The sequence below is a fragment of the Thalassospira sp. A40-3 genome, assembly GCF_015871485.1.
Lineage (GTDB): Bacteria > Pseudomonadota > Alphaproteobacteria > Rhodospirillales > Thalassospiraceae > Thalassospira > Thalassospira tepidiphila.
Window position 1 is genome coordinate 3,352,167 of record NZ_CP065428.1, and the last position, 23,359, is coordinate 3,375,525.

Annotated in this window: 22 protein-coding genes; 9 read left to right on the plus strand and 13 right to left on the minus strand. The window is 56.0% G+C overall.

All coding sequences use genetic code 11. The features are described from left to right. Nucleotides 1-103: 103 nt before the first annotated feature. Nucleotides 104-826 (plus strand): GntR family transcriptional regulator, encoded by a 723-nt coding sequence (locus IT893_RS15365; RefSeq protein WP_040822962.1) that lies wholly within the window; start codon nucleotides 104-106, stop codon nucleotides 824-826. A gap of 134 nt (nucleotides 827-960) precedes the next feature. Then, on the plus strand, nucleotides 961-1,926 hold the full coding sequence (locus tag IT893_RS15370; RefSeq protein ID WP_197145785.1) for a PDR/VanB family oxidoreductase: 966 nt from the start codon (nucleotides 961-963) through the stop codon (nucleotides 1,924-1,926). A gap of 50 nt (nucleotides 1,927-1,976) precedes the next feature. On the opposite strand, the gene IT893_RS15375 is transcribed toward IT893_RS15370, so the two are convergent. Further along, nucleotides 1,977-3,251: an amidase gene (locus IT893_RS15375; protein WP_197145787.1), complete on the minus strand. Its 1,275-nt coding sequence runs from the start codon at nucleotides 3,249-3,251 to the stop codon at nucleotides 1,977-1,979. 245 nt (nucleotides 3,252-3,496) lie between these two features. Between IT893_RS15375 and msrP the strand changes: the two genes are divergently transcribed. Beyond that, nucleotides 3,497-4,465, plus strand: a complete 969-nt coding sequence (gene msrP / locus IT893_RS15380) for a protein-methionine-sulfoxide reductase catalytic subunit MsrP (protein WP_197145789.1) — start codon at nucleotides 3,497-3,499, stop codon at nucleotides 4,463-4,465. A gap of 87 nt (nucleotides 4,466-4,552) precedes the next feature. On the opposite strand, the gene IT893_RS15385 is transcribed toward msrP, so the two are convergent. Beyond that, complete coding sequence (locus IT893_RS15385; protein WP_197145791.1) at nucleotides 4,553-5,323, minus strand: ABC transporter substrate-binding protein; 771 nt, start codon at nucleotides 5,321-5,323, stop codon at nucleotides 4,553-4,555. A gap of 112 nt (nucleotides 5,324-5,435) precedes the next feature. After that, the gene (gene uvrB, locus IT893_RS15390) at nucleotides 5,436-7,571 is read right to left on the minus strand and encodes an excinuclease ABC subunit UvrB (protein WP_197145793.1); all 2,136 of its coding nucleotides are present in this window, start codon (nucleotides 7,569-7,571) and stop codon (nucleotides 5,436-5,438) included. A 316-nt stretch (nucleotides 7,572-7,887) separates the two neighbouring features. Here uvrB and IT893_RS15395 point away from each other — a divergent pair, with 316 nt between their 5' ends. After that, a complete protein-coding gene (locus tag IT893_RS15395; protein WP_197145795.1) occupies nucleotides 7,888-9,090 on the plus strand; it encodes an aspartate transaminase in 1,203 nt (400 codons plus the stop codon). A 154-nt stretch (nucleotides 9,091-9,244) separates the two neighbouring features. Beyond that, nucleotides 9,245-10,051, plus strand: coding sequence for an alpha/beta fold hydrolase (locus IT893_RS15400; RefSeq protein WP_197145797.1), 807 nt, complete (start codon nucleotides 9,245-9,247; stop codon nucleotides 10,049-10,051). Between the two features lie 92 nt (nucleotides 10,052-10,143). Here the strand turns inward: IT893_RS15400 and IT893_RS15405 are convergent, their stop codons facing one another. Then, a complete protein-coding gene (locus IT893_RS15405) occupies nucleotides 10,144-10,680 on the minus strand; it encodes a carboxymuconolactone decarboxylase family protein (protein WP_008889484.1) in 537 nt (178 codons plus the stop codon). 181 nt (nucleotides 10,681-10,861) lie between these two features. Continuing rightward, complete coding sequence (locus IT893_RS15410) at nucleotides 10,862-11,389, minus strand: peroxiredoxin (RefSeq protein WP_197145799.1); 528 nt, start codon at nucleotides 11,387-11,389, stop codon at nucleotides 10,862-10,864. Between the two features lie 165 nt (nucleotides 11,390-11,554). Here IT893_RS15410 and IT893_RS15415 point away from each other — a divergent pair, with 165 nt between their 5' ends. From IT893_RS15415 to IT893_RS15430, 4 genes are read left to right on the plus strand one after another with little or no spacing between them, the layout of a single operon-like run. Then, nucleotides 11,555-12,478: a LysR substrate-binding domain-containing protein gene (locus tag IT893_RS15415; protein ID WP_197145801.1), complete on the plus strand. Its 924-nt coding sequence runs from the start codon at nucleotides 11,555-11,557 to the stop codon at nucleotides 12,476-12,478. 54 nt (nucleotides 12,479-12,532) lie between these two features. After that, nucleotides 12,533-13,498, plus strand: a complete 966-nt coding sequence (locus IT893_RS15420) for a rhomboid family intramembrane serine protease (protein WP_063088729.1) — start codon at nucleotides 12,533-12,535, stop codon at nucleotides 13,496-13,498. Nucleotides 13,499-13,534: 36 nt separating this feature from the next. Continuing rightward, nucleotides 13,535-14,575, plus strand: a complete 1,041-nt coding sequence (locus tag IT893_RS15425) for a zinc-dependent alcohol dehydrogenase family protein (protein WP_197145803.1) — start codon at nucleotides 13,535-13,537, stop codon at nucleotides 14,573-14,575. A gap of 3 nt (nucleotides 14,576-14,578) precedes the next feature. Beyond that, nucleotides 14,579-15,091 (plus strand): DUF2478 domain-containing protein, encoded by a 513-nt coding sequence (locus tag IT893_RS15430; protein WP_197145805.1) that lies wholly within the window; start codon nucleotides 14,579-14,581, stop codon nucleotides 15,089-15,091. Between the two features lie 9 nt (nucleotides 15,092-15,100). On the opposite strand, the gene IT893_RS15435 is transcribed toward IT893_RS15430, so the two are convergent. From IT893_RS15435 to IT893_RS15470, 8 genes are all read right to left on the minus strand, one after another. After that, complete coding sequence (locus IT893_RS15435; protein ID WP_197145807.1) at nucleotides 15,101-15,838, minus strand: GMP synthase; 738 nt, start codon at nucleotides 15,836-15,838, stop codon at nucleotides 15,101-15,103. A gap of 143 nt (nucleotides 15,839-15,981) precedes the next feature. Next, entirely contained in the window at nucleotides 15,982-17,085 is a 1,104-nt protein-coding gene (gene ychF, locus IT893_RS15440; RefSeq protein WP_063088725.1) for a redox-regulated ATPase YchF, read from the minus strand. A 64-nt stretch (nucleotides 17,086-17,149) separates the two neighbouring features. Next, nucleotides 17,150-17,944, minus strand: coding sequence for an aminoacyl-tRNA hydrolase (pth, locus tag IT893_RS15445; protein ID WP_197145809.1), 795 nt, complete (start codon nucleotides 17,942-17,944; stop codon nucleotides 17,150-17,152). A 15-nt stretch (nucleotides 17,945-17,959) separates the two neighbouring features. After that, on the minus strand, nucleotides 17,960-18,589 hold the full coding sequence (locus IT893_RS15450; protein WP_064787368.1) for a 50S ribosomal protein L25/general stress protein Ctc: 630 nt from the start codon (nucleotides 18,587-18,589) through the stop codon (nucleotides 17,960-17,962). A 123-nt stretch (nucleotides 18,590-18,712) separates the two neighbouring features. Next, entirely contained in the window at nucleotides 18,713-19,645 is a 933-nt protein-coding gene (locus tag IT893_RS15455) for a ribose-phosphate pyrophosphokinase (protein WP_063088722.1), read from the minus strand. A 315-nt stretch (nucleotides 19,646-19,960) separates the two neighbouring features. Further along, nucleotides 19,961-20,974: a hypothetical protein gene (locus tag IT893_RS15460; RefSeq protein WP_197145811.1), complete on the minus strand. Its 1,014-nt coding sequence runs from the start codon at nucleotides 20,972-20,974 to the stop codon at nucleotides 19,961-19,963. A gap of 392 nt (nucleotides 20,975-21,366) precedes the next feature. Further along, nucleotides 21,367-22,188, minus strand: a complete 822-nt coding sequence (gene pgeF, locus IT893_RS15465) for a peptidoglycan editing factor PgeF (protein WP_197145812.1) — start codon at nucleotides 22,186-22,188, stop codon at nucleotides 21,367-21,369. Nucleotides 22,189-22,231: 43 nt separating this feature from the next. Then, nucleotides 22,232-23,359: a class I SAM-dependent methyltransferase gene (locus tag IT893_RS15470; RefSeq protein ID WP_197145814.1), complete on the minus strand. Its 1,128-nt coding sequence runs from the start codon at nucleotides 23,357-23,359 to the stop codon at nucleotides 22,232-22,234.

The window sequence follows — 23,359 nt, forward strand, 5'->3', positions numbered from 1 at the left end:
ATGCTTCTAAGCGTAATGAAATTGGATCCAATTTGGCAAGATGCTTTTTAAACAATTCGATCTGAACTATGATCGCCCGGCAGTCACAAAAACGGAAACCGGCATGAGCAAACACGGCCAGCGCGTCCTGATCACCTTGCGGAAAATGATCGCCAACGGGGAACTTCCACCGGGCGAACGGGTTGCGGAAATCCCGATTGCTGAACGGCTTGGCGTATCGCGCACACCGGTCCGGATTGCCTTTCGAACCCTCGAACAGGAAGGCCTGCTGCGCAAAGGGGATCGTCGCGGATACACGGTGCGCGCTATCACCCCGACCGAAATAGCCGATGCCATCGAAGTGCGCGGCGTGCTCGAAGGACTTGCCGCCCGCCTTGCCAGTGAACGCGGTATCTCCCTTCCGGCGCGCAGCCATTTGATTGAATGCCTGTCGACGGGTGACGCCTTGTTTTCCAAGGGATTTCTGACCGATGAAGACATGGAAATCTATCATGATTTCAACATGCGCTTTCACAACACCATCATCGAGGCCAGCCGCAACATCGCCATCGAAGATGCCCTGTCACGCAATGATCACCTGCCATTTGCATCCGTGTCGTCCATCGCCTTTAACCGCGATGACATGACCGGCGAATTCCGCCGATTCAATTTCAGCCACATGCAACATCACATCATTTTCGATGCCATCGATAATGGCCAGGGGGCGCGCGCCGAAGCCCTGATGCGTGAACATGCCAATGCGGCACTGCGCTATACGCAAATCCTTGGTCCGACACAGGATATGCCCGACAACTTCACCGTTATCGAACGCGAAGATACCGCATAATCCACCCCGACCCGCATTTTCCGATCCCATCAGGTTTGACAAAATTGGATCCAATTGGTCTAATCCGGATCCAGTCAAGCCCAACAGACAAACACACTCAGAGCTAATCTGAGGACCTGGGAAGGAAAATCGCCATGCCTGAAGTTACCGTTCAACAGGTCCACGACCTGACCGACCGCATACGCGGTTTTGATCTTGTTGCCACAAATGGCACAAGCCTGCCGCCCGCCGAACCGGGCGCACATATTAAACTCACCGTCACCGACACAGCCGGCCAGTCTGTTAAGCGGTCCTATTCGATCATCAATCCGGGAGAGACTGATCTCTATCGGATCGCCGTGCTGCGCGAGGAAGGCGGCGAAGGCGGGTCCATGTATATGCATCAAAAGGTCAAAACCGGCGATGTCCTTGAAATCGACCTGCCGCAAAACGACTTCCCGCTTGTTGAAAGTGCGGCCAAAACCATCCTGATTGCCGGCGGCATTGGCATCACGCCCATCCTTGCGATGGCGACCGCGCTCCAACAGGCCAGCAAGGATTTTGTCCTGCATTATGCCAGCCGCAACCACGCCGACATGGCCCTGATGACCGAGGTTCTTGACGCCGCCGACGGGCGATGCGCGCTTTATTTCGACGGCGGCGACACGTCACGCAGCATGCCGCTCGCCAGCCTCCTTGGCACCTCAGAAGCCGGCAAACACGTTTATGTCTGTGGCCCGGGCGGCCTGATTGATGCCGTGCTTGATACCGCACGCCGCAATCGCTGGGCGTCGGAGAATGTTCATTATGAACGCTTCACCACCCCTGCCGCCCAGCTTGATGACACCAGTTTCGAAGTTCATCTGGCGCAAAGCGGCCAGACATTCGAAGTGCCGGTTGGCAAATCAGTTCTCGATGTCCTGATCGATGAAGGCATCGATCCGCTTTACGACTGCAAAAAGGGCAATTGCGGGATCTGTACGTCGGTTGTGATTTCGCATGATGGCGATCTGTCGCATCGCGACGCCTATCTTAGCGACAGCCAGAAAGCCCAGAACGATCAGATGTGTATTTGCGTCTCCCGCATGCAAAGCAGCGGTCGTCTGACGCTGGATCTCTAAACGAAAACGGCCCGGAAGTTCCGGGCCGCTTTCTTGTTAAGTCAGCTTCTTCAGGAAAAAAGCGGATCAATCAACCGGGCCGCTGCCAGGACCGCCTGATCATGACCGTGTGGCGCCCCGATCATAAGGGCGGCCGGTACAACCTCGCCTTTGATCTGAACCGGCATCGACATCGCGCAGGCATCGACCAGGTTCAGGTAACCGGTATTGCGCAGCATCAGCGCATTCAGGTTATCAAAGTCGGCCTCGACCTCGGCAATCTTGGGCGCCATGCGCGGCAAAGCCGGGGCGATCATGACGTCAACATCCGCCATCGCCGCCCCGAACATTGACACGATATCGGTTCGCTTGGCATAGGCGTCGATCACCTCATCACTTGATAGCGTGTCGGCAAACTTCATCCGCGACAAAACGCGCGGATCGCCCAAGGTTTCAAGCTTTGCGAAATCCTTGGCATAGATCCGGTGCGCTTCAAACGACACCAGCATCTTATTTAGGATCGCGTTCTGGGCGATGAAAGCAAAATCAATCTCGATCAGCTCATGCCCGGCCTCTTTCAGCTTTGCACAGATCATTGCAAAGTCTGCCTTCACCCGGTCATCCAGCCCATCGACAAACGCGTTCATGGGCACGCCAATGCGAAGCGATTTTGCCGCGTCTTCTGGCGGTGTCACGGTGATGTCTGTCAGGACTTCAAACGCACGAATGGCGGTTTCAAGATCGCCCGCCAACGGCCCCGGCGTATCAAAGCTTTTGGCCAACGGATGAATGCCCGCCCCCGGCACCGAAAGGCGGCTTGGCTTGATGCCATAAAGCCCGTTGATCGCCGATGGAATTCGGATTGATCCGCCCGTATCCGTGCCAAGCGCCAAATCAACAATCCCATGCGCCACAGTCAAACCACCGCCCGATGTTGAGCCACCCGGAATGCCCTCGGCATCAAAGATATTGCCCGGCGTACCGTAATGCGGATTAAGCCCGACACCGGAATAGGCAAATTCGCTCAGCGTCGTTCGGCCAAACGGAATGGCCCCGGCGGCCTTGATCCGACGCACGCATTCGCTGTCGGCCTCGGCCGGCGCACGCCCCTTCAAAAGTTCGGATGCCGCCGTGGTGGCAATGCCCGCCTCGTCATACAAATCCTTGACCGATACCAGCATCCCGGCAAGTGCGGCGCCGGGATTTTGCGCGCAATATTGCTCCGCCTCGCCAGCAGCCTTTAAAATCCGCTCAGAATCAAACTCGGTAAAGATCTTGTTCTTAAGCTCGCCAAGTTGATTGACCTTGTCGATTGCTTGTCTGGCCTTGTCGATCATTGCACCCATTTGGCACCCCGATTTGTTGTTTTGGCGCGATCCGACGGCCCCATTCGATCCGCGCCGCGCATTTGTGTTTCACTGTCATAGGATGGCACCCGTGCCTGATCAAGGATCAGATCGGCAATTTCGCCCGTACAAAAAGGGAAGTAGCCCGAAATGATCACCATTTCACCCGCTGATCACCGAGCCGTGACTTGCCCAAAGCCGGTTTTCAAAGGACATTTAGAAAACCCGCGCAATTGGAGGACGACATGCTGATACGCCGCAAAAAGGGTTGGGAAATCCCCGAACGAGACGCAACGCCGGAATCGATCTATAAAAACCGCCGCCAATTCCTTAAGGGAATCGCCGCCGGATCGATCGGCGCAACAGCATCAAGCCTCCCGCTGGGCTCTGCATTGGCCCAAGGGTCGGGATCAACTGCCGATCTTTATCCGGTGGATCGCAACCCGGCCTACACGGTCGAACGCGAAATGACCGAAAAGTCCAAGGCGCTGACCTATAACAACTTCTATGAGTTCGGATCGCACAAATCGATCTCGCAGGCAGCCCAGGCCATGCGCATCCGTCCCTGGACCGTGGTGATCGACGGATTGGTTGAAAAACCGATCGAAATTGATTTCGAAGAACTGGTGCGCAAGATGCCGCTCGAAGAGCGCGTCTATCGTTTCCGTTGTGTCGAAGCCTGGGCCATGACCGTGCCCTGGTCCGGTTTCCCGATGAAGGCACTGGTGGATTTCGCAAAGCCCCTGTCAGGGGCGAAATATGTCGAAATGGAAACCGCCAGCCAAAAGGACACCATGCCGGGCCTGCGTCAGTTCTGGTATCCGTGGCCCTATATCGAAGGCCTCACGATGGCCGAGGCCACCAATGAACTGACCATGATCGCGACGGGCATTTACGGCGAAGAACTGCCCAAACAAAACGGCGCGCCGCTGCGTCTGGTGACACCGTGGAAATACGGCTTCAAGAACATCAAATCGATCGTGCGCTTCACCTTCACCGACACGCGCCCCAAAAGCTTTTGGGAAGACATCAACGCCGACGAATATGGCTTCTGGGCCAACGTAAATCCGGAAGTCCCGCATCCGCGCTGGTCGCAGGCTTATGAGCGGCTGCTGAATAACGGCGAAAGCGTGCCAACTCGGATCTATAACGGTTATGGCGAATATGTTGCCGATATCTACAAGGGCATGGAAAACGAACGGCTGTTTATGTAGCCCGCACGCCAGTAGCGCCCAAACGCAAAAGCCGGTGTTTTACGACACCGGCTTTTTTCTTGGCGATTTTCTTGGTCATCGAACACGTTACGAATCAGTATTGGCGTACCGGCCATAGATTTCCTCAAAGGTGCCGTCCTGGCGCATATCGATCAGGTGTTTATCAAGTACGGTAAAGCTGCCATCGGTGAAAAAGTCCGACTGGCGCGATATCGCGATGAAAGATGGCTTTCCCTGTAACAACAAATCAGATCGTTTGATCCGAAACGGCCCGAACTTGCGGATATGAGCAACGGCAAGAAGCTCCGGCACAATCAGCGCATCAATCCGGCCAAGATCAAGCATTCGAAATAGCGTCTCGTAATCCGCAGCTTCGACAAACCGGATATAGAGCGCCTCACTAAACTGCCAGCCATAACTGGCCCCGCGCAGCACACCGGTCAGTTTGTGTTCAATATCCTCGATCTCGATCACGTTGGCATCCAGTGCGCCGGTATAAATCACCTTCGGTTCACTCGGCAGGGCTGCGCCGAAATAATACATGTATTGCAGACGATCATCTGTGCGATTGGGACCAAGCATCAGGTCCGCCTGCCCGCTCTCCATCAAGTGCGAGGCACGCTTAAACGGCACCACCTGAAACACAAGATCAATCCCCGCACGTCGGGCGGCTTCGCGCACGACATCAACATAGATGCCGCTATAGACCGGCTCATCAGTTGTTTCGGTCACAATCCGATAAGGCGGGGCATCATTGATCGCGACGATCAATGTACGCGCGGCAACCTCGTTGCCATACCATCCTGCCCCAAGCAGGAACGCCGTGAAGACCAAACTCCAGGCTTTCAAACGCCACATCAAGTCTTCTCCATAGCGATCACACAGCGATCTGTGTCGCTGTTGTTATATGTGATCACGACAAATATTCTCAACGTCGAATGCAACCTGTATTTGTAATTTTCTAAATATCCTAAGCCCCTTTTCTACGGCGCCCTTTGTATTTCGGTTTATTGGCCGATTTTGACCCGGGGCCAACAGTGCCAATGGTGCGGGCCATCGGTCCGGCCTCGGCCAGCCCCAGTTCCTGATCCTCAAGGCGTTTGATCTCGTCACGCAGACGGGCTGCTTCCTCGAACTCAAGGTTCCCGGCGGCATCGCGCATGCGTTTTTCAAGATCCTCGATATGGGCACGCAGGTTATGGCCAACCATGATGTCGCCCGACACCCCGGTATCAACCGTGACGTAATCCTGTTCAGCAACACTTTCGAGGACGTCATTGATCCTTGAGCGCACGGTTTCCGGCGTAATGCCATGTTCCGCGTTATAGGCCATCTGCTTTTCACGCCGGCGGTTGGTTTCGCCAATCGCGTATTCAAGGCTGTCGGTCATCTTGTCTGCATAAAGCAGCACCCGACCTTCAACGTTACGCGCCGCACGGCCAATCGTCTGAACCAGCGATGTCTTGGAACGCAGGAAACCTTCCTTGTCCGCATCCAAAATCGCGACCAGCGCACATTCCGGGATATCCAGACCTTCGCGCAGAAGGTTAATCCCGACCAAAACGTCAAACACGCCAAGCCGCAAATCACGGATGATCTCGATGCGCTCCAGCGTATCAATATCCGAATGCAGATAACGTACACGTACGCCATGCTCATGCAGGTATTCGGTCAAATCCTCTGCCATGCGCTTGGTCAGGGTGGTAACCAGAACACGCTGTCCCTTGGCGGCACATGCCTTGGCCTCGCCCAGCAAATCATCGACCTGGGTTTCAACCGGGCGCACGATACAGATCGGGTCAATCAGACCCGTCGGGCGAATAACCTGTTCGGCAAACACACCACCGGTGCGTTCCATTTCCCAGTTACCCGGGGTTGCGGAAACAAACACGCTTTGCGGGCGCATGGCTTCCCATTCCTCGAATTTCAGCGGTCGGTTATCAACGCAACTTGGCAGGCGGAAGCCGTGCTCGGCCAGGGTAAATTTGCGATTATAGTCCCCGCGATACATGCCGCCGATCTGCGGCACAGCCACGTGGCTTTCATCGACAAACAGCAATGCATTTTCCGGCAAATATTCAAACAGGGTCGGCGGCGGCTCCCCCGGATTACGGCCCGACAGCCAGCGGGAATAGTTTTCAATCCCCTTGCAGTGGCCGACCGTTTCCATCATTTCCAGATCAAAGGTCGTGCGTTGTTCGATCCGCTCGGCGGCCAACAGCTTGCCCTCGGCCTGGAACTGCGCCAGACGGTCTTTAAGCTCCTGCTTGATGCCGGCCATCGCCTGTACCAGCGTCGGCCGCGGGGTGACGTGGTGCGAATTTGCGTAAACCGTGACCGAGTCCATGCTGGCAAACTTGTGCCCGGTCAGTGGGTCAAATTCGGCCAGCTCCTCGACCTCGTCACCAAACATCGAAACGCGCCATGCCCGGTCCTCGGCGTGGGCCGGGAAGATTTCCAAAACATCGCCGCGCACCCGGAAAGTGCCGCGCGAAAAGGCCGCGTCATTACGGGTATATTGCAACTCCACCAGACGCTTCATGATGTCGTTGCGATCAACCTCGTCACCAACCGAAATACGCTGGGTCATCTCAAGATAGGTTTCCACCGCCCCGATACCGTAAATGCACGATACCGATGCCACGATGATACAGTCGTTGCGCTCCAAGATCGCACGCGTGGCTGCGTGGCGCATCCGGTCGATCTGTTCGTTAATCGAACTGTCTTTTTCGATATAGGTGTCGGATCGCGGGATATAGGCTTCGGGCTGGTAATAGTCGTAATAGGATACGAAATATTCGACCGCATTATCCGGGAAGAAATACTTCATTTCCGCATAAAGCTGGGCGGCCAGCGTTTTGTTGGGCGCCAGAACAAGGGCGGGTCGCTGCGTCCTGGCGATGATGTTTGCCATCGTAAACGTCTTGCCAGACCCGGTCACGCCAAGCAGAACCTGATCGCGCTCGCCCTCATCAATACCCGCCATCAGCTCGGCAATTGCTTGCGGCTGATCACCGGCGGGCTCGTATTCGGTCACCAGTTTGAATTCCCGTGATCCTTCAACAGGCGGGCGACGTTTGGTCAAAAATTCCGGTAGCGCATTCATCGGGCAGATCCCTTTTCATTCCAACCCTAGTTATAGGTCAGATACGCCCAACCGCAAGCCCCCGCCCTGACAGTTCCTGTCAGGAAGTGTCAGGAGACGTCAGGATGTAAATCCGGGAACAACGCGTGTTTTGGCACGTTTGCAAAACAGTTCTTTCCGCTCGGACTTCTGAAAGGCTGCAAAATTGGATAAAATCATCCCAAAGAACCCGCAGAAGGCCCTAAACAGCCTTGAATTGGAATTAAGGCAGGCGTAGGGTCCGAACCGAAAGAACACGATTCTTTTCACTTCTCATAAATTCCAGGGAAACAGACCAATGGCGTTCATTGCCGACCGTTTGAGCCGTATCAAACCCTCTCCCACCATTGCTGTCACCACCAAGGCTGCCGAACTTAAGGCTGCTGGCGTTGATGTGATCGGACTTGGCGCAGGTGAGCCGGATTTCGATACCCCCGACAATATCAAGGAAGCTGCCAAAGCCGCGATTGACGCTGGCAAGACCAAATACACTCCGGTCGCCGGCACGCCGGAGCTTCGCAAGGCCATTGTCGAAAAGTTCAAGCGTGAAAACGATCTGGAATACACCATCGACGAAATCACCGTCGGTTGCGGTGGCAAGCAGACCCTGTTCAACGCGTTCTTCGCGACCCTGAACCCGGGCGACGAAGTCGTCATTCCAGCACCATACTGGGTATCTTACCCGGACATGGCGCTGATGGCCGAAGGCACCCCGGTCATTGTCGAATGCCAGGAAGAGAACGACTTCAAAATTACCGCCGCCGAACTTGAAGCCGCGATCACGCCGAAAACCAAATGGGTTGTTCTGAACTCGCCGTCGAACCCGACCGGTGCGGCCTATTCGCGCGCCGAACTGCGCGCGCTTGCCGACGTGCTTCTGAAACATGAAAACGTCTACATCATGTCTGACGACATGTATGAGCACCTTGTCTATGACGGTTTCGAATTCACCACCATCGCCCAGGTCGAGCCAAAGCTGAAAGACCGCACGCTGACCTGTAACGGTGTGTCGAAATCCTATGCCATGACCGGCTGGCGCCTTGGTTATGCCGCAGGCCCGGTCGAGTTGATCAAGGCCATCAACAAGGTTCAGTCGCAGTCGAGCACGCACACTTCCTCGATCAGCCAGGCTGCTTCGGTCGAAGCACTCAACGGTGCGCAGGACTTCCTGGCAGAACGTGCTGAAGTGTTCAAAAAGCGTCGTGACCTTGTGGTTGCTGCGCTCAACGAATGCGAAGGCCTGTCGTGCAAGACGCCTGAAGGCGCGTTTTATGTCTATCCGTCCTGCGCGGGCGCGATTGGCAAAACCACCCCGGATGGCAAGAAAATCGAAACCGACACCGACTTCGTCACCTACCTGCTTGAGGCAGAAGGCGTTGCTGCGGTTCAGGGTTCGGCATTTGGCTTGGCACCGTATTTCCGCATTTCCTATGCGACCTCGGACGATGCCCTGATCGAAGCCTGCAAACGCATCAAACGTGCGTGCGCAGCCCTGAAATAAGGTCTGCTGTCCCGATCTTCGGGATTAAATCGTATCAAACAGGGTCCGGCACTTGCCGGGCCCTGTTTTTTTGGTCATGATCACAATTAAATAATTACGCACCGAATTACCGATAAATCATCCGAACAACGCCCCAACAAAGATTGCCCCTCACATGAAGATCGAAAATTTCTATGCCACCGTGAACGGTATCAGCTTGTCATGTCAGCGGATCATCCCCGAGGACGTCCGCCCTGATGCACCAACCATCCTGATGCTGCACGAAGCCCTTGGCACGATTCGCATGTGGCGGGATTTCCCGGCCAAACTGGCGACGGCGACCCGTCATCCGGTGGTTGTCTATGAACGGCGCGGCCATGGCAGATCCGACCCGCATGCCGAGGGCGATATTCCGCGCGCGATTGATTTTCACAACACCGAAAGTGATGTCTATCTGCATGGGCTGATCACGGAACTGGGCCTCGCCAAACCGATCCTGTTTGGCCACAGCGACGGGGCAACCATCGCGCTGAAATATGCCGCACGCTTCCCGGATAATGTGACGGCGGTGATTTCCGAAGCCGCCCACGTTTTTGTCGAGGATGTCACGGTTGCCGGCATTACCGAGGCGGCAAAAATCTATGCAACAACGGATTGGAAAACCAAACTGCAACGCCACCACTTTGCCCAGACCGACGATGTCTTCCGCGCCTGGGTCGATACATGGCGGCACCCGGATTTCCTTGACTGGAACATGGTCGATGAGCTTGCCAACATCACCTGCCCGCTTCTGGTCATTCAGGGCGATGACGACCAGTTCGGCAGCGACGAACAGGTCCACACCATCTGCGCACATACCGGCGGCCCGGTGACCAAAATGCTGATCAAGGATTGCGGCCACATCCCGCATTTCGATCAACCCGATCAGGTGGTCAAAGCCAGCCTCAACCATCTTGGCATTACAGAACCCGCATCAGCTTAACGGATGCCCCGACAAATCGACGCAAAACAAAAGCCCCGGCACCATAAGGTGACCGGGGCTTTCTGCTGGGCGATTGCCCGAATATTTTAGGCTTATTCGGCCAGTGCGTCTTCTGCATCAATCACGACCGCAACCGCATGGATAACCGATGCGATGCGGATGGCGTTCTGGATGGTTTCCTTTTTAACGCCAGCGTTCTTCAGCACCTTGTCATGGGAATCGATGCACATGCCGCAACCATTGATCGCCGAAACCGCGATCGAAAACAGTTCGAAGTCGGCCTTATCAATACCCGGCTTGCCGATGATGTTCATGCGCAGGCGGGCTGGCATGGTGCTGTATTCTTCATCCGATACCAGGTGGTTGAACCGGTAATAGATGTTGTTCATGCCCATGATGGCAGCCGCACCTTTGGCAGCTTCAATCGCCTCAGGCGTCAGTTTTTCTTTTGCTTCTGCGGCAACGGCCTTGGTCAGTTTGGCGTTGCGCGATGCAAAGGCACACGCAAGGGCGGTGCCATAAACCTGCTGGTCGGTCATGCCCGGATTGTTGGCCATGCTCGAAAGGTTCAGTTTAAGGTCCTTGGCATAGGCCGGCATGGAGTCCTTGATTTCAACGATCGACGTCATGGAAAAAATCCTCTGAAGCTGTCTGAAACGATAAACGCGTAATTCAATAACGAATGGAGGGATTGTCAGCCGTGGCAGTGCCGCACTTGGTCGGGCGCACAATGCGCAAGTCGGCGAAAGTCACAGGCTGAAAGGCGGGACCGGGCCAAGGCCCGATCCCACAAATAGGTCCGGACTGGACTTACAGGGTTTCGTCGCCCTGGTTCCAGTTGCACGGGCAAAGTTCGTCGGTCTGCAGGGCGTCGAGAATACGAAGCGCTTCCTGCGGGTTACGACCAACGTTCAGGTCGTTGACCTGTACGTGACGGATGATGTTGTCCGGGTCGACGATGAAGGTCGCACGCAGGGCAACACCGGCGTCTTTCGCCAGAACACCAAGGGCGGTCGAGAGTTCTTTTTTCTCGTCAGCCAGCCATACGAACGGGCTGTCGCCCAGGTCTTCGTGGTGGGTACGCCATGCAGCGTGCACGAAGTCGGTGTCGGTCGAGCAACCCAGAAGAACCGCATCACGGTCTTCGAAATCACCATTCAGTTCGCCGTAACCAACGATTTCGGTCGGGCAAACAAAGGTGAAGTCTTTCGGCCAGAAGAACAGGATCTTCCATTTGCCTTCATAGGACTTGTCGGTAACCGGTGCGAAGCTGTCCGGGGTTTTGCCCGAAACGCCGGTAAGATTGAATTCTGGAAGCGTATCACCAACGGTAAGCATTATGGTTACTCCTAACCCAGTTTGTAAAAACAATGAGCGGCCCCCGACAGGCCGCAAAAACTTTTGTGTGCAGTTGCAAAAAATGCACTGCTTGCTAGCGATTTGTAGAGAAATGCATTACCTAAGACAAATAGATAAAACTTGGATTCTTGATAGGAAAAATTTATGGCTGCCCAACCAAGCATCAAGCAGCTCAAATACCTTGTCGCGCTGTCCGAAACCGGACATTTTGGCCGCGCTGCAGAGACTTGCTTCATTACGCAACCAAGTTTGTCGGCTGCGATAAGCGAGCTTGAGAACCTTCTGGGTGCCCAACTGGTCGAACGCAACAAGCGCCAGGTCCTGATGACGCCACTCGGTGAAGAGGTCGTCTCGCGGGCGCGAAATATCCTTCAGGAAGTTGATGAATTAACCACCATGGCACAGGCCGCCTCAGACCCGCTTTCGGGCCCGATCCATATCGGTGTCATCCCGACCATCGGCCCCTATCTGTTGCCCGATGTGATGGCCGCACTCAAGGCGGGCTTCCCGAAATTGCAGCCGCTTTTGCGCGAAGACCAGACCGCCAAGCTGGTGGAACTTCTGATGGCTGGCAAACTCGACATCGCCCTGATCGCGCTTCCTATTGATGAAAACTGGCTTGAAGAGTTCGAACTGTTCGAGGATCGCTTTGTCTTTGCCTGTGCGCCAAACAATCCGCTGACCCACAAAAAGTATCTCGAAATCAGCGACATCAAGGATGAAAAACTCCTGCTGCTTGAAGACGGGCATTGCCTGCGCGATCAGGCGCTTGAAGTCTGCCAAAAGGCCGGCTGGAACAAGTCGGCCGATTTCCAGGCCAACAGTCTGTCGACACTGGTTCAGATGGTCGGGGCCGGCATCGGCGCCACACTGTTGCCGGAAATGTCGCTTGAAGTCGAAGCCCGTCGGCCGGATCTGCTTAAGATCGTGCCGTTTAAAAATCCGGTGCCGATCCGGCGCATCGGCATGGTCTGGCGGCGTAGCTCGGCCCGCAAGCTGGAATATCGTCAGCTGGCGGCCTACCTGCGTGATCGCCTTGCCCCGCGTGATCAGGCCGTCGTCGCCTGATCGGCAGCCCTTTGCCCGCCGTACCACTTAGGACACAGACAACAGACATAGCCAATGCTGCCGATCAAGGACAATAACCCGACCACCATCACGCCATGGGTCACCTACGCGATCATTGCGATCAATGTCGTGGTGTTTCTGGGCACCGTCACCCTTGATCCGCGCGCGGCCATTCTTGTGAACCTGCAATATGGTGCGATCCCGGCCGTGCTGTTTGGTCATGCCGAACTGCCACCGGGTTTTTCCCCCTTCCCCGCCGGTTTCGGGTTCCTGTCGATCTTTTCGGCCATGTTCATGCATGGCGGCTGGATGCATCTTGGCGGCAATATGCTGTATCTCTGGATCTTCGGGAACAATGTCGAAGACGCGATGGGTCATTTCCGCTTTCTGATCTTTTATCTTGCCTGTGGCGTTGCCGCCGCCCTTGGGCACGGGTTGCTTGATACCCAGTCGGAAATCCCCATGATCGGGGCATCCGGTGCGCTTGCCGGGGTGCTGGGTGCCTATTTCCTGCTTTATCCCAAGGCCCGCGTGCTGGTCTGGTTCTTCTGGGTGTTTATCTTTTATGTCCCGGCCGTGGTCGTGCTTGGCTTCTGGTTTATCACGCAGGTGATCAATTTCGGCAGTGGTGCTGGCGGCGGCATTGCTTGGGTTGCCCATATCGCGGGCTTTGTCGCAGGCGTCGCCCTGATCCCGCTCTTCAAGCATCGCAATGTGCCGCTGTGGCATGATGGCTCGCCCGCACCGGCCTTTGGCATCTATCGTCCCGGACGTAAAACGCGTGGCAGCACATCGAACATCCCGCCCTGGGCGGCTGCCTATGAGGCAGAGCGCGCAGCCAAACGTGCCAATATGCGCCGTGATCAGCGTGGGCCCTGGGGGAAAGAGGGCGAGGAGCGCGATGCATCCCCGTGGGGTCGCTATCAGCCGAAATCGTCACCAAAACCAAAATCCAAACCATCGGTTGGCGTCCCGAAAGTTGTCCGCTTGCATCCGGACCGCAACAAGGACGATACTTAGCCCAAAGAAAAAATATCGTCCCAGGAGGATACCGTCATGCGCGCAGCCTACTTCACCGACTATCAGGGCCCGATCGAGGTTCAGAATGTCGCCGATCCGACCCCGCAAAATGGCGGTGTGGTCATCAAGGTCGAGGCCACCGGCCTGTGTCGCAGTGACTGGCATGGCTGGATGGGCCATGATTCCGATGTGCAAGTCCCCCATGTACCGGGCCATGAGTTTGCCGGCACCATCATTGCGGTCGGCAAGGACATCAAACGCTGGCAGGAAGGTGATCGTGTCACTGTCCCGTTCGTATCTGGCTGCGGTCACTGCCCGGAATGCCATAGTGGTAATCATCAGGTTTGCGATCATCAATTCCAGCCGGGCTTTACCGGCTGGGGCAGCTTTGCCGAATATGTCGCGATTGATTATGCCGATACCAACCTTGTGCGCCTGCCCGATGAAATGGATTTCGCGACCGCCGCCAGCCTCGGCTGTCGCTTTGCCACCAGCTTCCGCGGCGTGATTGATCAGGGCAAGGTTTCTGCTGGTCAAATCGTCGCCGTCCATGGCGCGGGTGGTGTTGGCCTGTCGGCGATCATGATTGCCGCGGCCGCCGGTGCCTATGTCATCGCGGTCGATATTGATGATGCCAAGCTCGACTTCGCCAGAGAAATCGGTGCCAATGCGGTGTTAAATGCCCGCGCAATTGACGACATTCCGGCTGCGATCAAGGACATCACCCGGGGTGGTGCGCATGTGTCGGTCGATGCACTTGGAAGTGCCGTGACCTGCTTTAACTCGGTCGCATCCCTGCGCAAACGCGGCAAACACATTCAGATCGGGCTGATGACCGGTGATCATGCCCATGCCAAGGTACCGATGGATCGCGTTGTTGCCCATGAACTTGAAATTCTCGGCAGCCACGGCATGCAGGCATTTCGCTATGATGCGATGCTCGACATGATCCTGTCTGGCAAGCTTGCGCCGCAAAAGCTGATTGCCGATCGCGTCACCCTTGCCGAAGGCGCAACGGCACTGATGAATATGGACAGCTTCTCCTCGACCGGCGTCACCGTGATTGATCGGTTCTGATCCATGCTGGCCGGGATTGCCTTTCAGCCCAAAGACCCGATTGATGATCTTCTGGCCGGGATTGCCGACGCCATGTTGGCAAACGGCAAGTCGGTTGCCGGTTACGTTCAAAAACGCCGCAAGGATGCCGATTGCGGAACCCTTGTGCATGTCCGCAATCTGCGCAGTGGCGATGAAATGCCAATCACGAAAAACCGTGGCAAAATGGCCAAGGGCTGCAAGCTGGATGGCGATGCGCTTTCGACCCTGGCCGCGCAGCTTGCCCGCGATGTCGAAGCCGGGTCCGATATCCTGATCATTGCACGCTTTGGCCGAAGCGAGGCCGAGGGGCGCGGGCTTCGTGATGTGATTTCGCGCGCGCTCGATCTGGAAATTCCGGTTCTGGTCGGGGTGCGCGATGAATATCGCAATGCGTGGGATGCCTTCCATGGCGGCTATGCCGATGTGCTCGCCCTTAACACTGAAGCCATCGAAAACTGGCTGTCGCAAACACCCGCAGATACGCTGGCGGTCTGAGGATAGCGGCTAGCTGCTCTGCCCGACATCGCAGGACATACGGTTCTTGACCAGAACCTTCTCGGCAAAGCGTTCAAACCACGCTCCGAACGCCGCATCATATTTCGCCCGCCCTTCCCGCTGGGTATCCGGGCACTGTGCGTTCGGACGATCCGTCTTGTCGGCCGCATTCGAAAGCCAGCGTTCATGGGCTTCGTCATCCACCTCCGGGTGGAACTGAATGCCCCAGATACGCTCGTCAATGTGATAGGCCTGATGGGGGAATGTCGGGCCGGTCGCGACCAACTCCGCCCCGTCGGGAATGCCAAATCCTTCACTGTGCCAGTGATACACCATCAGTTCTTCGGGAAACAGGTGTTCGCCTGCTTCTGTCGCCTGCACCGGGTAATAGCCGATTTCGGTCATGCCTTCGGGATGGGGCACAACATCCGCACCAAGATGGCGCGCCATCATCTGTGCGCCAAGGCAAATGCCCAGACACATCGCATCACTGGCTACCACATGCGGCAGCCAGTTCATGATCGCACGCACATTATCCAGATGATCATCATTGGCACTCATCGGCCCGCCAAACACGACAACCAGATGATATTTGCCAAGATCGGTCGGAAGTTGATCGCCTTCGCCGGGACGGCGAATATCGAACTCAAACCCGTAGCGGCGCATCACCGTTCCCAACCGCCCCGGCTGTCCGGTGGCAGAATTGAAAACAAGTAGAATGCGGTTTTTCGGGCTCAGGTCGTTCATGCGGTCCTCATTGCTGCATTAGCGAAGGTAGACTGCACCACGCCGTTTTGACAAGCCCCGCGTCACCAAAACAGCCCGACCAAAACAAAAGGCCACCGCGCAATTTACGGTGGCCTTTGGAATGTTTCCGAAAAAGCGGACGCTTAGACATTGAATTTGAAGTGGAAGATATCGCCGTCCTTGACGATATAAGTCTTGCCTTCCTGACGTAGCTTGCCGGCATCGCGCGCACCCGCTTCACCGTTAAATTCGATGAAATCGTCATAGGCGATGGTTTCGGCCTTAATGAAGCCGCGCTCGAAATCGGTGTGAATGACACCGGCTGCATTCGGGGCGGTTGCGCCCTTGAACACCGTCCATGCGCGTGCCTCTTTCGGGCCAACCGTAAAGAAGGTCAGAAGATTAAGCAGCTTGTAGCCTTCGCGGATGATGCGCGCGAGGCCGGTTTCCGAAAGACCAAGACCTTCAAGGAACTCTTTCTTGTCCTCAGCACTGTCAAGCAGGGCAACTTCCGCCTCGATGGCCGCAGAAATCACCACCGAACGTGCACCCTGTGCCTCGGCCATGGCGGCAACCTTGGCCGAAAGTTCGTTACCTTCCGCCGCACTGTCTTCATCGACGTTGCAAACATAAAGGATCGGCTTGCTGGTCAGAAGCTGCAGCATACGGAACGCCTTGGCTTCGTCTTCGCCGTCAATCTCGACCACGCGGGCCGGCTTGCCTTCACGCAGCACTTCAAGCGCGCGCTCGATCAGATCCATCGCCAGCTTGGCGTCCTTATCGTTCGAACGCGCCTTTTTCTGCAGACCCGGAATACGTTTTTCCAGGCTTTCCATGTCGGCCAGCATCAGTTCGGTTTCGATGGTTTCCGCATCACGGACCGGATCGACCGAGTTGTCGACATGGGTAATGTCGTCATCTTCGAAACAACGCAGCACGTGAACGATGGCATCGGTTTCACGAATGTTGGCAAGGAACTGGTTGCCAAGGCCCTCGCCCTTCGATGCACCACGGACCAGACCGGCAATATCGACAAATTCCAACTGGGTCGGAATGATGTTGGCCGAATTTGCGATCGCCGCAATCTTGTCAAGGCGCTCGTCCGGGACGCTGACACGACCGGTATTGGGCTCAATCGTGCAGAACGGGAAGTTTGCTGCCTCGGCTGCTGCCGTCTGGGTCAGGGCGTTAAAAAGGGTCGATTTACCAACGTTGGGCAGACCGACAATACCGCATTTGAATCCCATCTTTCCGGGCTCCGTCACTTGAATTTCTGTTTATCAGGATCGGTTTGCGCATGTGCAAACCAGACTATTTCTTTTTGCCAAATGCCTTGGCAAGCGCTTCGGCCATGGCCGAGGCTGCATTACTTACCGGGGTATCGGCGCGCTCAAGCCGCACCTTTGCTGCCCCTGAAAGATCATTGATGCCTTCACCTGCCTGCGGCTCGGTTGATGCATCTTTGTTTTTCTCGCCCTTGTCGCCCTTGGATTTGTCGGCGGCCGGTTTGTCTTTTTTCGGCGCCTTTGGCTTGGGCGGTGAAACAATGGCGGAAACCTTACTCATAAAGCCGCCATCATCGCCCTTGGTCAGGCGCCCGAATTCCGCGGCCACCGCATCCAGAAGCGTCATCAGCCAGCCATCCTGTTCGGCCTTGGAGAAATCCCCAAGCACATGACCATGCACGCGGGATTTATCCCCCGGATGACCAATGCCCAAACGAACGCGGCGATATTCCTTGCCACAATGGGCGTCAATCGATCGCAGACCGTTATGGCCGCCATGGCCGCCGCCGCGTTTGACGCGCAGCTTGCCCGGTGGCAGGTCCAGCTCATCATGCAGGACAATAACGTCTTCGACCGGAATCTTGTAAAAGCGCAGCACTTCGCCAACGCTTTGCCCCGAAAGGTTCATGAAGGTTTCCGGTTTCAGAACCAGAACCTTTTGGCCGTTCAATTCACCTTCGGAAATCTGGCCCTGGAACTTTTTGCGCCAGGGACCAAAAGAATAGCGGCGGACGAGTTCGTCCGCCGCCATGAAGCCAATGTTGTGACGATTGGCGGCATATCCCGATCCCGGGTTTCCCAATCCAACCACCAGAAACATCGTAAGACCTCGATCTTATTCTTCGGTCGCTGCTTCTTCTTCGCCTTCTTCGTCAGAAGATTCGTTCTCTTCCGAACGCAGAGCAGACGGCGCAGCAACGGTTGCGACCGTGAAGTCACGATCGGTAATCGTAAGCTCGACACCTTTCGGCAGTTTGATCGCCGAAATGTGGATCGAGTCACCAACTTCAACACCGGTCAGGTCAAAGACCAGCTCTTCCGGAATTGCAGACGGTGCGCAAAGAACTTCGACGTCGTGACGAACGATGTTCAGAACACCGCCTTTTTTGAGGCCCGGGGATTTCTCTTCGTTTACGAAGCGAACCGGAACTTCAACGTTGATCGTCTGGCCTTTGGAGAAGCGCAGGAAGTCAACGTGCAGAATTTCGTCAGATACTTTGTCGAACTGAACGTCGCGCGGCAGAACTTCGTATTTCTCTTTGCCAACCTGAACGGTCAGAACGTGGGAATAGAAGCCCGGCGCATGCAGAAGTTTCCAAAGCGGACGCGGGTCAACCTGGAACAGAACAGCTTCCTGTTTTGCACCATAGATAACACCAGGGACCATACCGGCACGACGCACGGCACGGGCGGCCCCCTTTCCGGCCCGTTCACGGATTTCCGCAGTGATAACAGAATTTGCCATCGGAAAATCTCCTTGAACTAAAAGTAGTTTGTCCCCGCAGGTTGGTGAGAATCACCGCTGAAAGCCTGCGAAAACAAGTGCGGTGGCCTCCAGGGGTGCCACCGCAGCGAGGGCCTTATACCCTCAATCGAAAAGAACGGAAACAGATTTTTCTTCCGAAATGCGGCGGATGGCTTCTGCCATCAGCGGTGCAATCGGAAGCTGTCTGATTTTTCCACAATCACGCACCGCATCGGATGCCTTGATCGAGTCACTGGTGACAACTTCGGTCATCGGGGAGTTGGCAATACGCTCAACCGCCGGACCCGACAGAACACCATGCGAAACATAGGCCGCAACCGACGATGCACCGCGTTCTTTAAGCGCACCGGCCGCATTGCAAAGCGTGCCAGCCGAATCAACGATGTCATCGACCAGAATGCATGCCGCGTCCTTGACGTCACCAATGACGTTCATGACTTCGGAAACACCGGCCTGCGGACGACGTTTGTCGATGATGGCAAGTTCCGCATCCAGGCGTTTTGCAACCGAACGCGCACGAGCCACACCGCCAACGTCCGGGCTGACGATGACCAGCTTCTGGCCGTCAAACTTGTTGCGGATGTCGCTGGTCAGAACCGGCGATGCAAACAGGTTATCAAGCGGAATATCAAAGAAGCCCTGAATCTGACCGGCATGGAGATCCATGGTCAGAACGCGGTCTGCACCGGCAACCGTGATCAGGTTGGCAACCAGTTTCGCCGAAATCGGGGTACGGGGGCCCGATTTACGGTCCTGACGGGCATAGCCGAAATACGGCATCACAGCCGTGATACGACGTGCCGAACCGCGGCGCAGCGCATCAAGCATCACCAGCAGTTCCATCAGGTTGTCGTTTGCGGGATAAGAGGTGCTCTGAATGACAAAAACGTCCTCACCGCGGACGTTTTCCTGTATTTCGCACCAGATTTCCTCATCAGAGAAACGCTTAACATCTGCGCGGGTAAGCGGCAGATTAAGATGGTCAGCAATTGCCTCAGCCAACGGGCGGTTACTGTTACCAGCGAGGATCTTCATATCGGGGCCTCGGTTAATGGGTGCCGGGAAAGCGAATAACTAAATCTTTTGCGACTCCGACCCGAACAGATAGCCGTCCCTAGCCTTTTGTTGCCCTTGCCGCCCAACAGCCCGGAAACTGGGAATTTCCCGACCAATCAACGACGCCTTCACGACACTCAAAGACCAAATCCTGACACTTCTGCATACCGGCAGATCGCGGCGGCTTTATAACCAGCCGTTAACAGTCTGTAAATGGGCCCAATGCCGAATAACGACAAGGCAGTCATGCATGTCCGGCCCATCGGCCTCTGGCATCACCAATCACAACGGCAATCAACGCGCCAAAGCTGTCCTGTTATCGGGACGCAGTTGAAGCTTCTTGCTGGTTGCGATCTGTCCCAGAACACCTTCAAGGGTTTCAACCGCCGCCTGGGCGGCAAGGGACGCCACCGAACCCCATCTTTCATCAAGCTGGCCGCGCGGCACGACATTGTTCTGGTTCATCTGGCCCAGTTCCGTGCCATCGACTTCCATGATGATCCATTCAATCGATACACGATCCAGCGGTGTGGTGGTTTCTTCCTCGACCGGGCTGACATCAATGGTGGCAGACAGGATGACACTGTTTTCATCCATCTCGCGGTTATCGACCGTGATCCCGCGCGCCTTCAACAATGCCCCGGCCGACCGTGCCAGGGCCGTATTGCCATCGCCCGGCGCACCAGCAAAATCAATGAGCGCCACCTTCATAAGCGGCGCTGCCCGCAACGAAGACCGGTCACCGGTAATCATGAAGGCAATCTGATCGGCAGGTTCGGCGACCAGCCCTTCATAGGTTTTCGCCACCGGGTCCTCGGCCTTGCCTTCAAGTTCGCGGACTTTATCAACCAGCTCTTTCGGGATGGCGAGGTTGCTTTCCTCGGGCCCGGTGGGTTGATCGGCAAACCACTGATCGGCGGCCAGTTCGCCGGTTGACCGGGTGGTATCAATCGCAAGCCCGTCCGGGCGCATCAGAACCCAGGTGATATCAAGATCAGCACCGGTATCACTCAGGCTGGCCTGAACATTCGGGCGCAGGATGTAATCGCCGCCCGTCTCAGATTCGCTATAGGCCGGAATATCACGCAGACGAAGGGCACGTGCCATCGCACGCGCCAGATGGGCAGATGCCCCTTCGGGCAGGTCTTCGGTATTTTCCACGCGCACGGTGCCGGTATCACGCAGCTCAAGCAATGCCGGATCACCGGCCCGACCTGCCCCCTCGAACGGGCGTGGCAAATCGCCACAGGCCGCAAGCAACCCAGCCAGACCGATAACCAAAACAAAAGAACGCAGGAAAGACTTCATAGGGGCACTTCTAAAACGGGATTTACGCCATCACATGATGACGCAACCAACCATGGTCGCGATGATCATAAAGAAAAAAAGCATTATCAGATGTGGCATGGCATATCCCCCGGGGTCCGCATAAGCACCCTAGGGTCCAAACTAATTCAAATGACCGTTCCGGTCTCCCGGATTTGTGCGGATATGCGAAGCAAAATCGCAGGAAGATATGCATCTTTCAAGGTTTTGCGACAAAGTAGCCCGTACAAATCCGGGTGATCCTAAGGACAACTGATATGAGAGAAAGCCTCTGCGTCAAATTCCTTGATTGGGGATCACCCCAATCTGCGGGCTTTTCCTTGCTTTTTCTCTCATATCCGTTGCCGGATCGATCATTTGAATGAGTTTGGACCCTACGCCTCTGTCAACATGATCGCCGAAAGCTGCCGACCGTAATCGAGCTCCTTGCGAAGCGTCGTGCGGCGATAACTGTAAAAAAGATCTTCCTCGGCCAGTGTATCGCGCGCCACAAGCTCGACCGAGGCAACCCCGGTGGCAATCGTCCGCCGCCTGACATATTCCGGCAGATCAAACATGAAATGCCCGTCGCGGGCCGATGGATCAAACAGGTCTTCCTGGCCTTCCGGTCCGGCAAGGATGGTATCGCGGAACGCGCCATCAACCTCATAGGATTTGCGCGCAATGCAGGGCCCAACAGCGGCGTGAATGTTTTCGCGCTTGGCCCCCAGTTTTTCCATCGCATCGACCGTGCTGGCCGACACCCCGCCATGCGATCCGCGCCAACCGGAATGACAGGCCCCGATGACACCGGCCACCGGATCATGAAACAGAACCGGCGTGCAATCAGCAGTCAGAATACCCAGCATGATGTTCGGGCGATCTGTCACCATCGCATCGGCCTTTGGTGCCTCGTCACGCGACAGCGGCTTATCCAGAACGGCCACATCAATGCCATGCACCTGATACACCGTCGTCAGACGATCAGGGCTGGTGTCAAACGCGGATGCCGCGCGCGCCCGGTTTTCAGCCACGCGGTCCTTGTCGTCATCGGATCCGAAACCGACATTAAGCCCGCCGTGGATACCATCACTGACCCCGCCTTTGCGGCTTAAGAACCCGTGGCGCACTCCATCCTTGTCCGACAGGTTTGCGGCTTCAAACCACGTAAGCCCGTTGGCGCTGCGTTCAATCCCGTCGGTAATCGGATATGTCATGCTGGCCTTCTCCGTTCCCAAAGGCGTTGTGCTTGCGGTCAATTTAGCCCGCCACGCCACTGACGCAAGGCGGCGGGGTGGTATCGCGACCATACGCGATCAGAACTTTAAAAAGCGTTCCCATCTGATCGGCATCAATCAACCGCGACAACGCCTGATCAATTGCTGTTTTCTGGGCGTCATCTGCACTGGTTTTCAAATGCTCGGCTCGCTGTTCGATGCCAAGCATCCGCAAAAACGTCCCTTGGGTCAGGACGGCACCGGTGCGTGCCCCCGCCTCGTTCATTGCCCGCCCGATGGCGGCAAAATCAACATGCGCGGTCAGATCGGCATCGCCCGGATTGCTCAGAACCGGGTGATATTCATGGCCCTTGAGCGCCTGGAATGTATCGCCAAACGCGCTGCCGGGATGGCCGTAATCAATAAACAGCGCCCCACCGCCCGTTTCATTCAGACGCCGTGCAATTTGATCGGCAATGGCAATTGCGGGCGCACAGCTTTCAAAGATATCACCCTTTTTCGCAGCCCCGCGCATGGTGGCCGGGATCAGCGCATCCGTGATCGGTGTTTCAGCACCTCGGACAAAACCAAGTTCGCCGGTTTTGGCATCAACGCTTACCAAACGCTCGGCCCAGCCTTTCTCGCCGCGCTCGAACTGACGGATCGGCAGCGCGTCAAAGAACTCGTTGCCAATCACAATTGCCGGGACGTTGGCACGGGTCGAAATGTCATCAAACGTTTCATGCCAAGTGGCGGGAATGCCGTACGCCATGATCGATGTTTGTTGGTGGGTGCGCAAAACCGGGCTGGTTTCGACAAACCGCACGGTCAATGCATCGCCAATGCCCGGCACATTGCGGACCGCACGCAGCGCGTCCGACATCAATGTTCCGCGCCCCGGCCCCAATTCGATCAGATCTATTTTCGGCGGGCTGCCCATCTGTTGCCAGGTGACCGCCGCCCAAAGGCCGATCAGTTCGCCAAACATCTGGCTGACTTCCGGTGCGGTGATGAAGTCACCGGCACGCCCGAACGGGTCCTGCTTGCGGTAATAGCCATGCTCCGGATGGGCCAGTGCCTCGGTCATGAAATCGGCAATGGTGATCGGGCCCGATACATTGATCCGGCGTTTGATATGGGCCAAAAGCGGGCTGTCGGTCGCAGAAGTCAT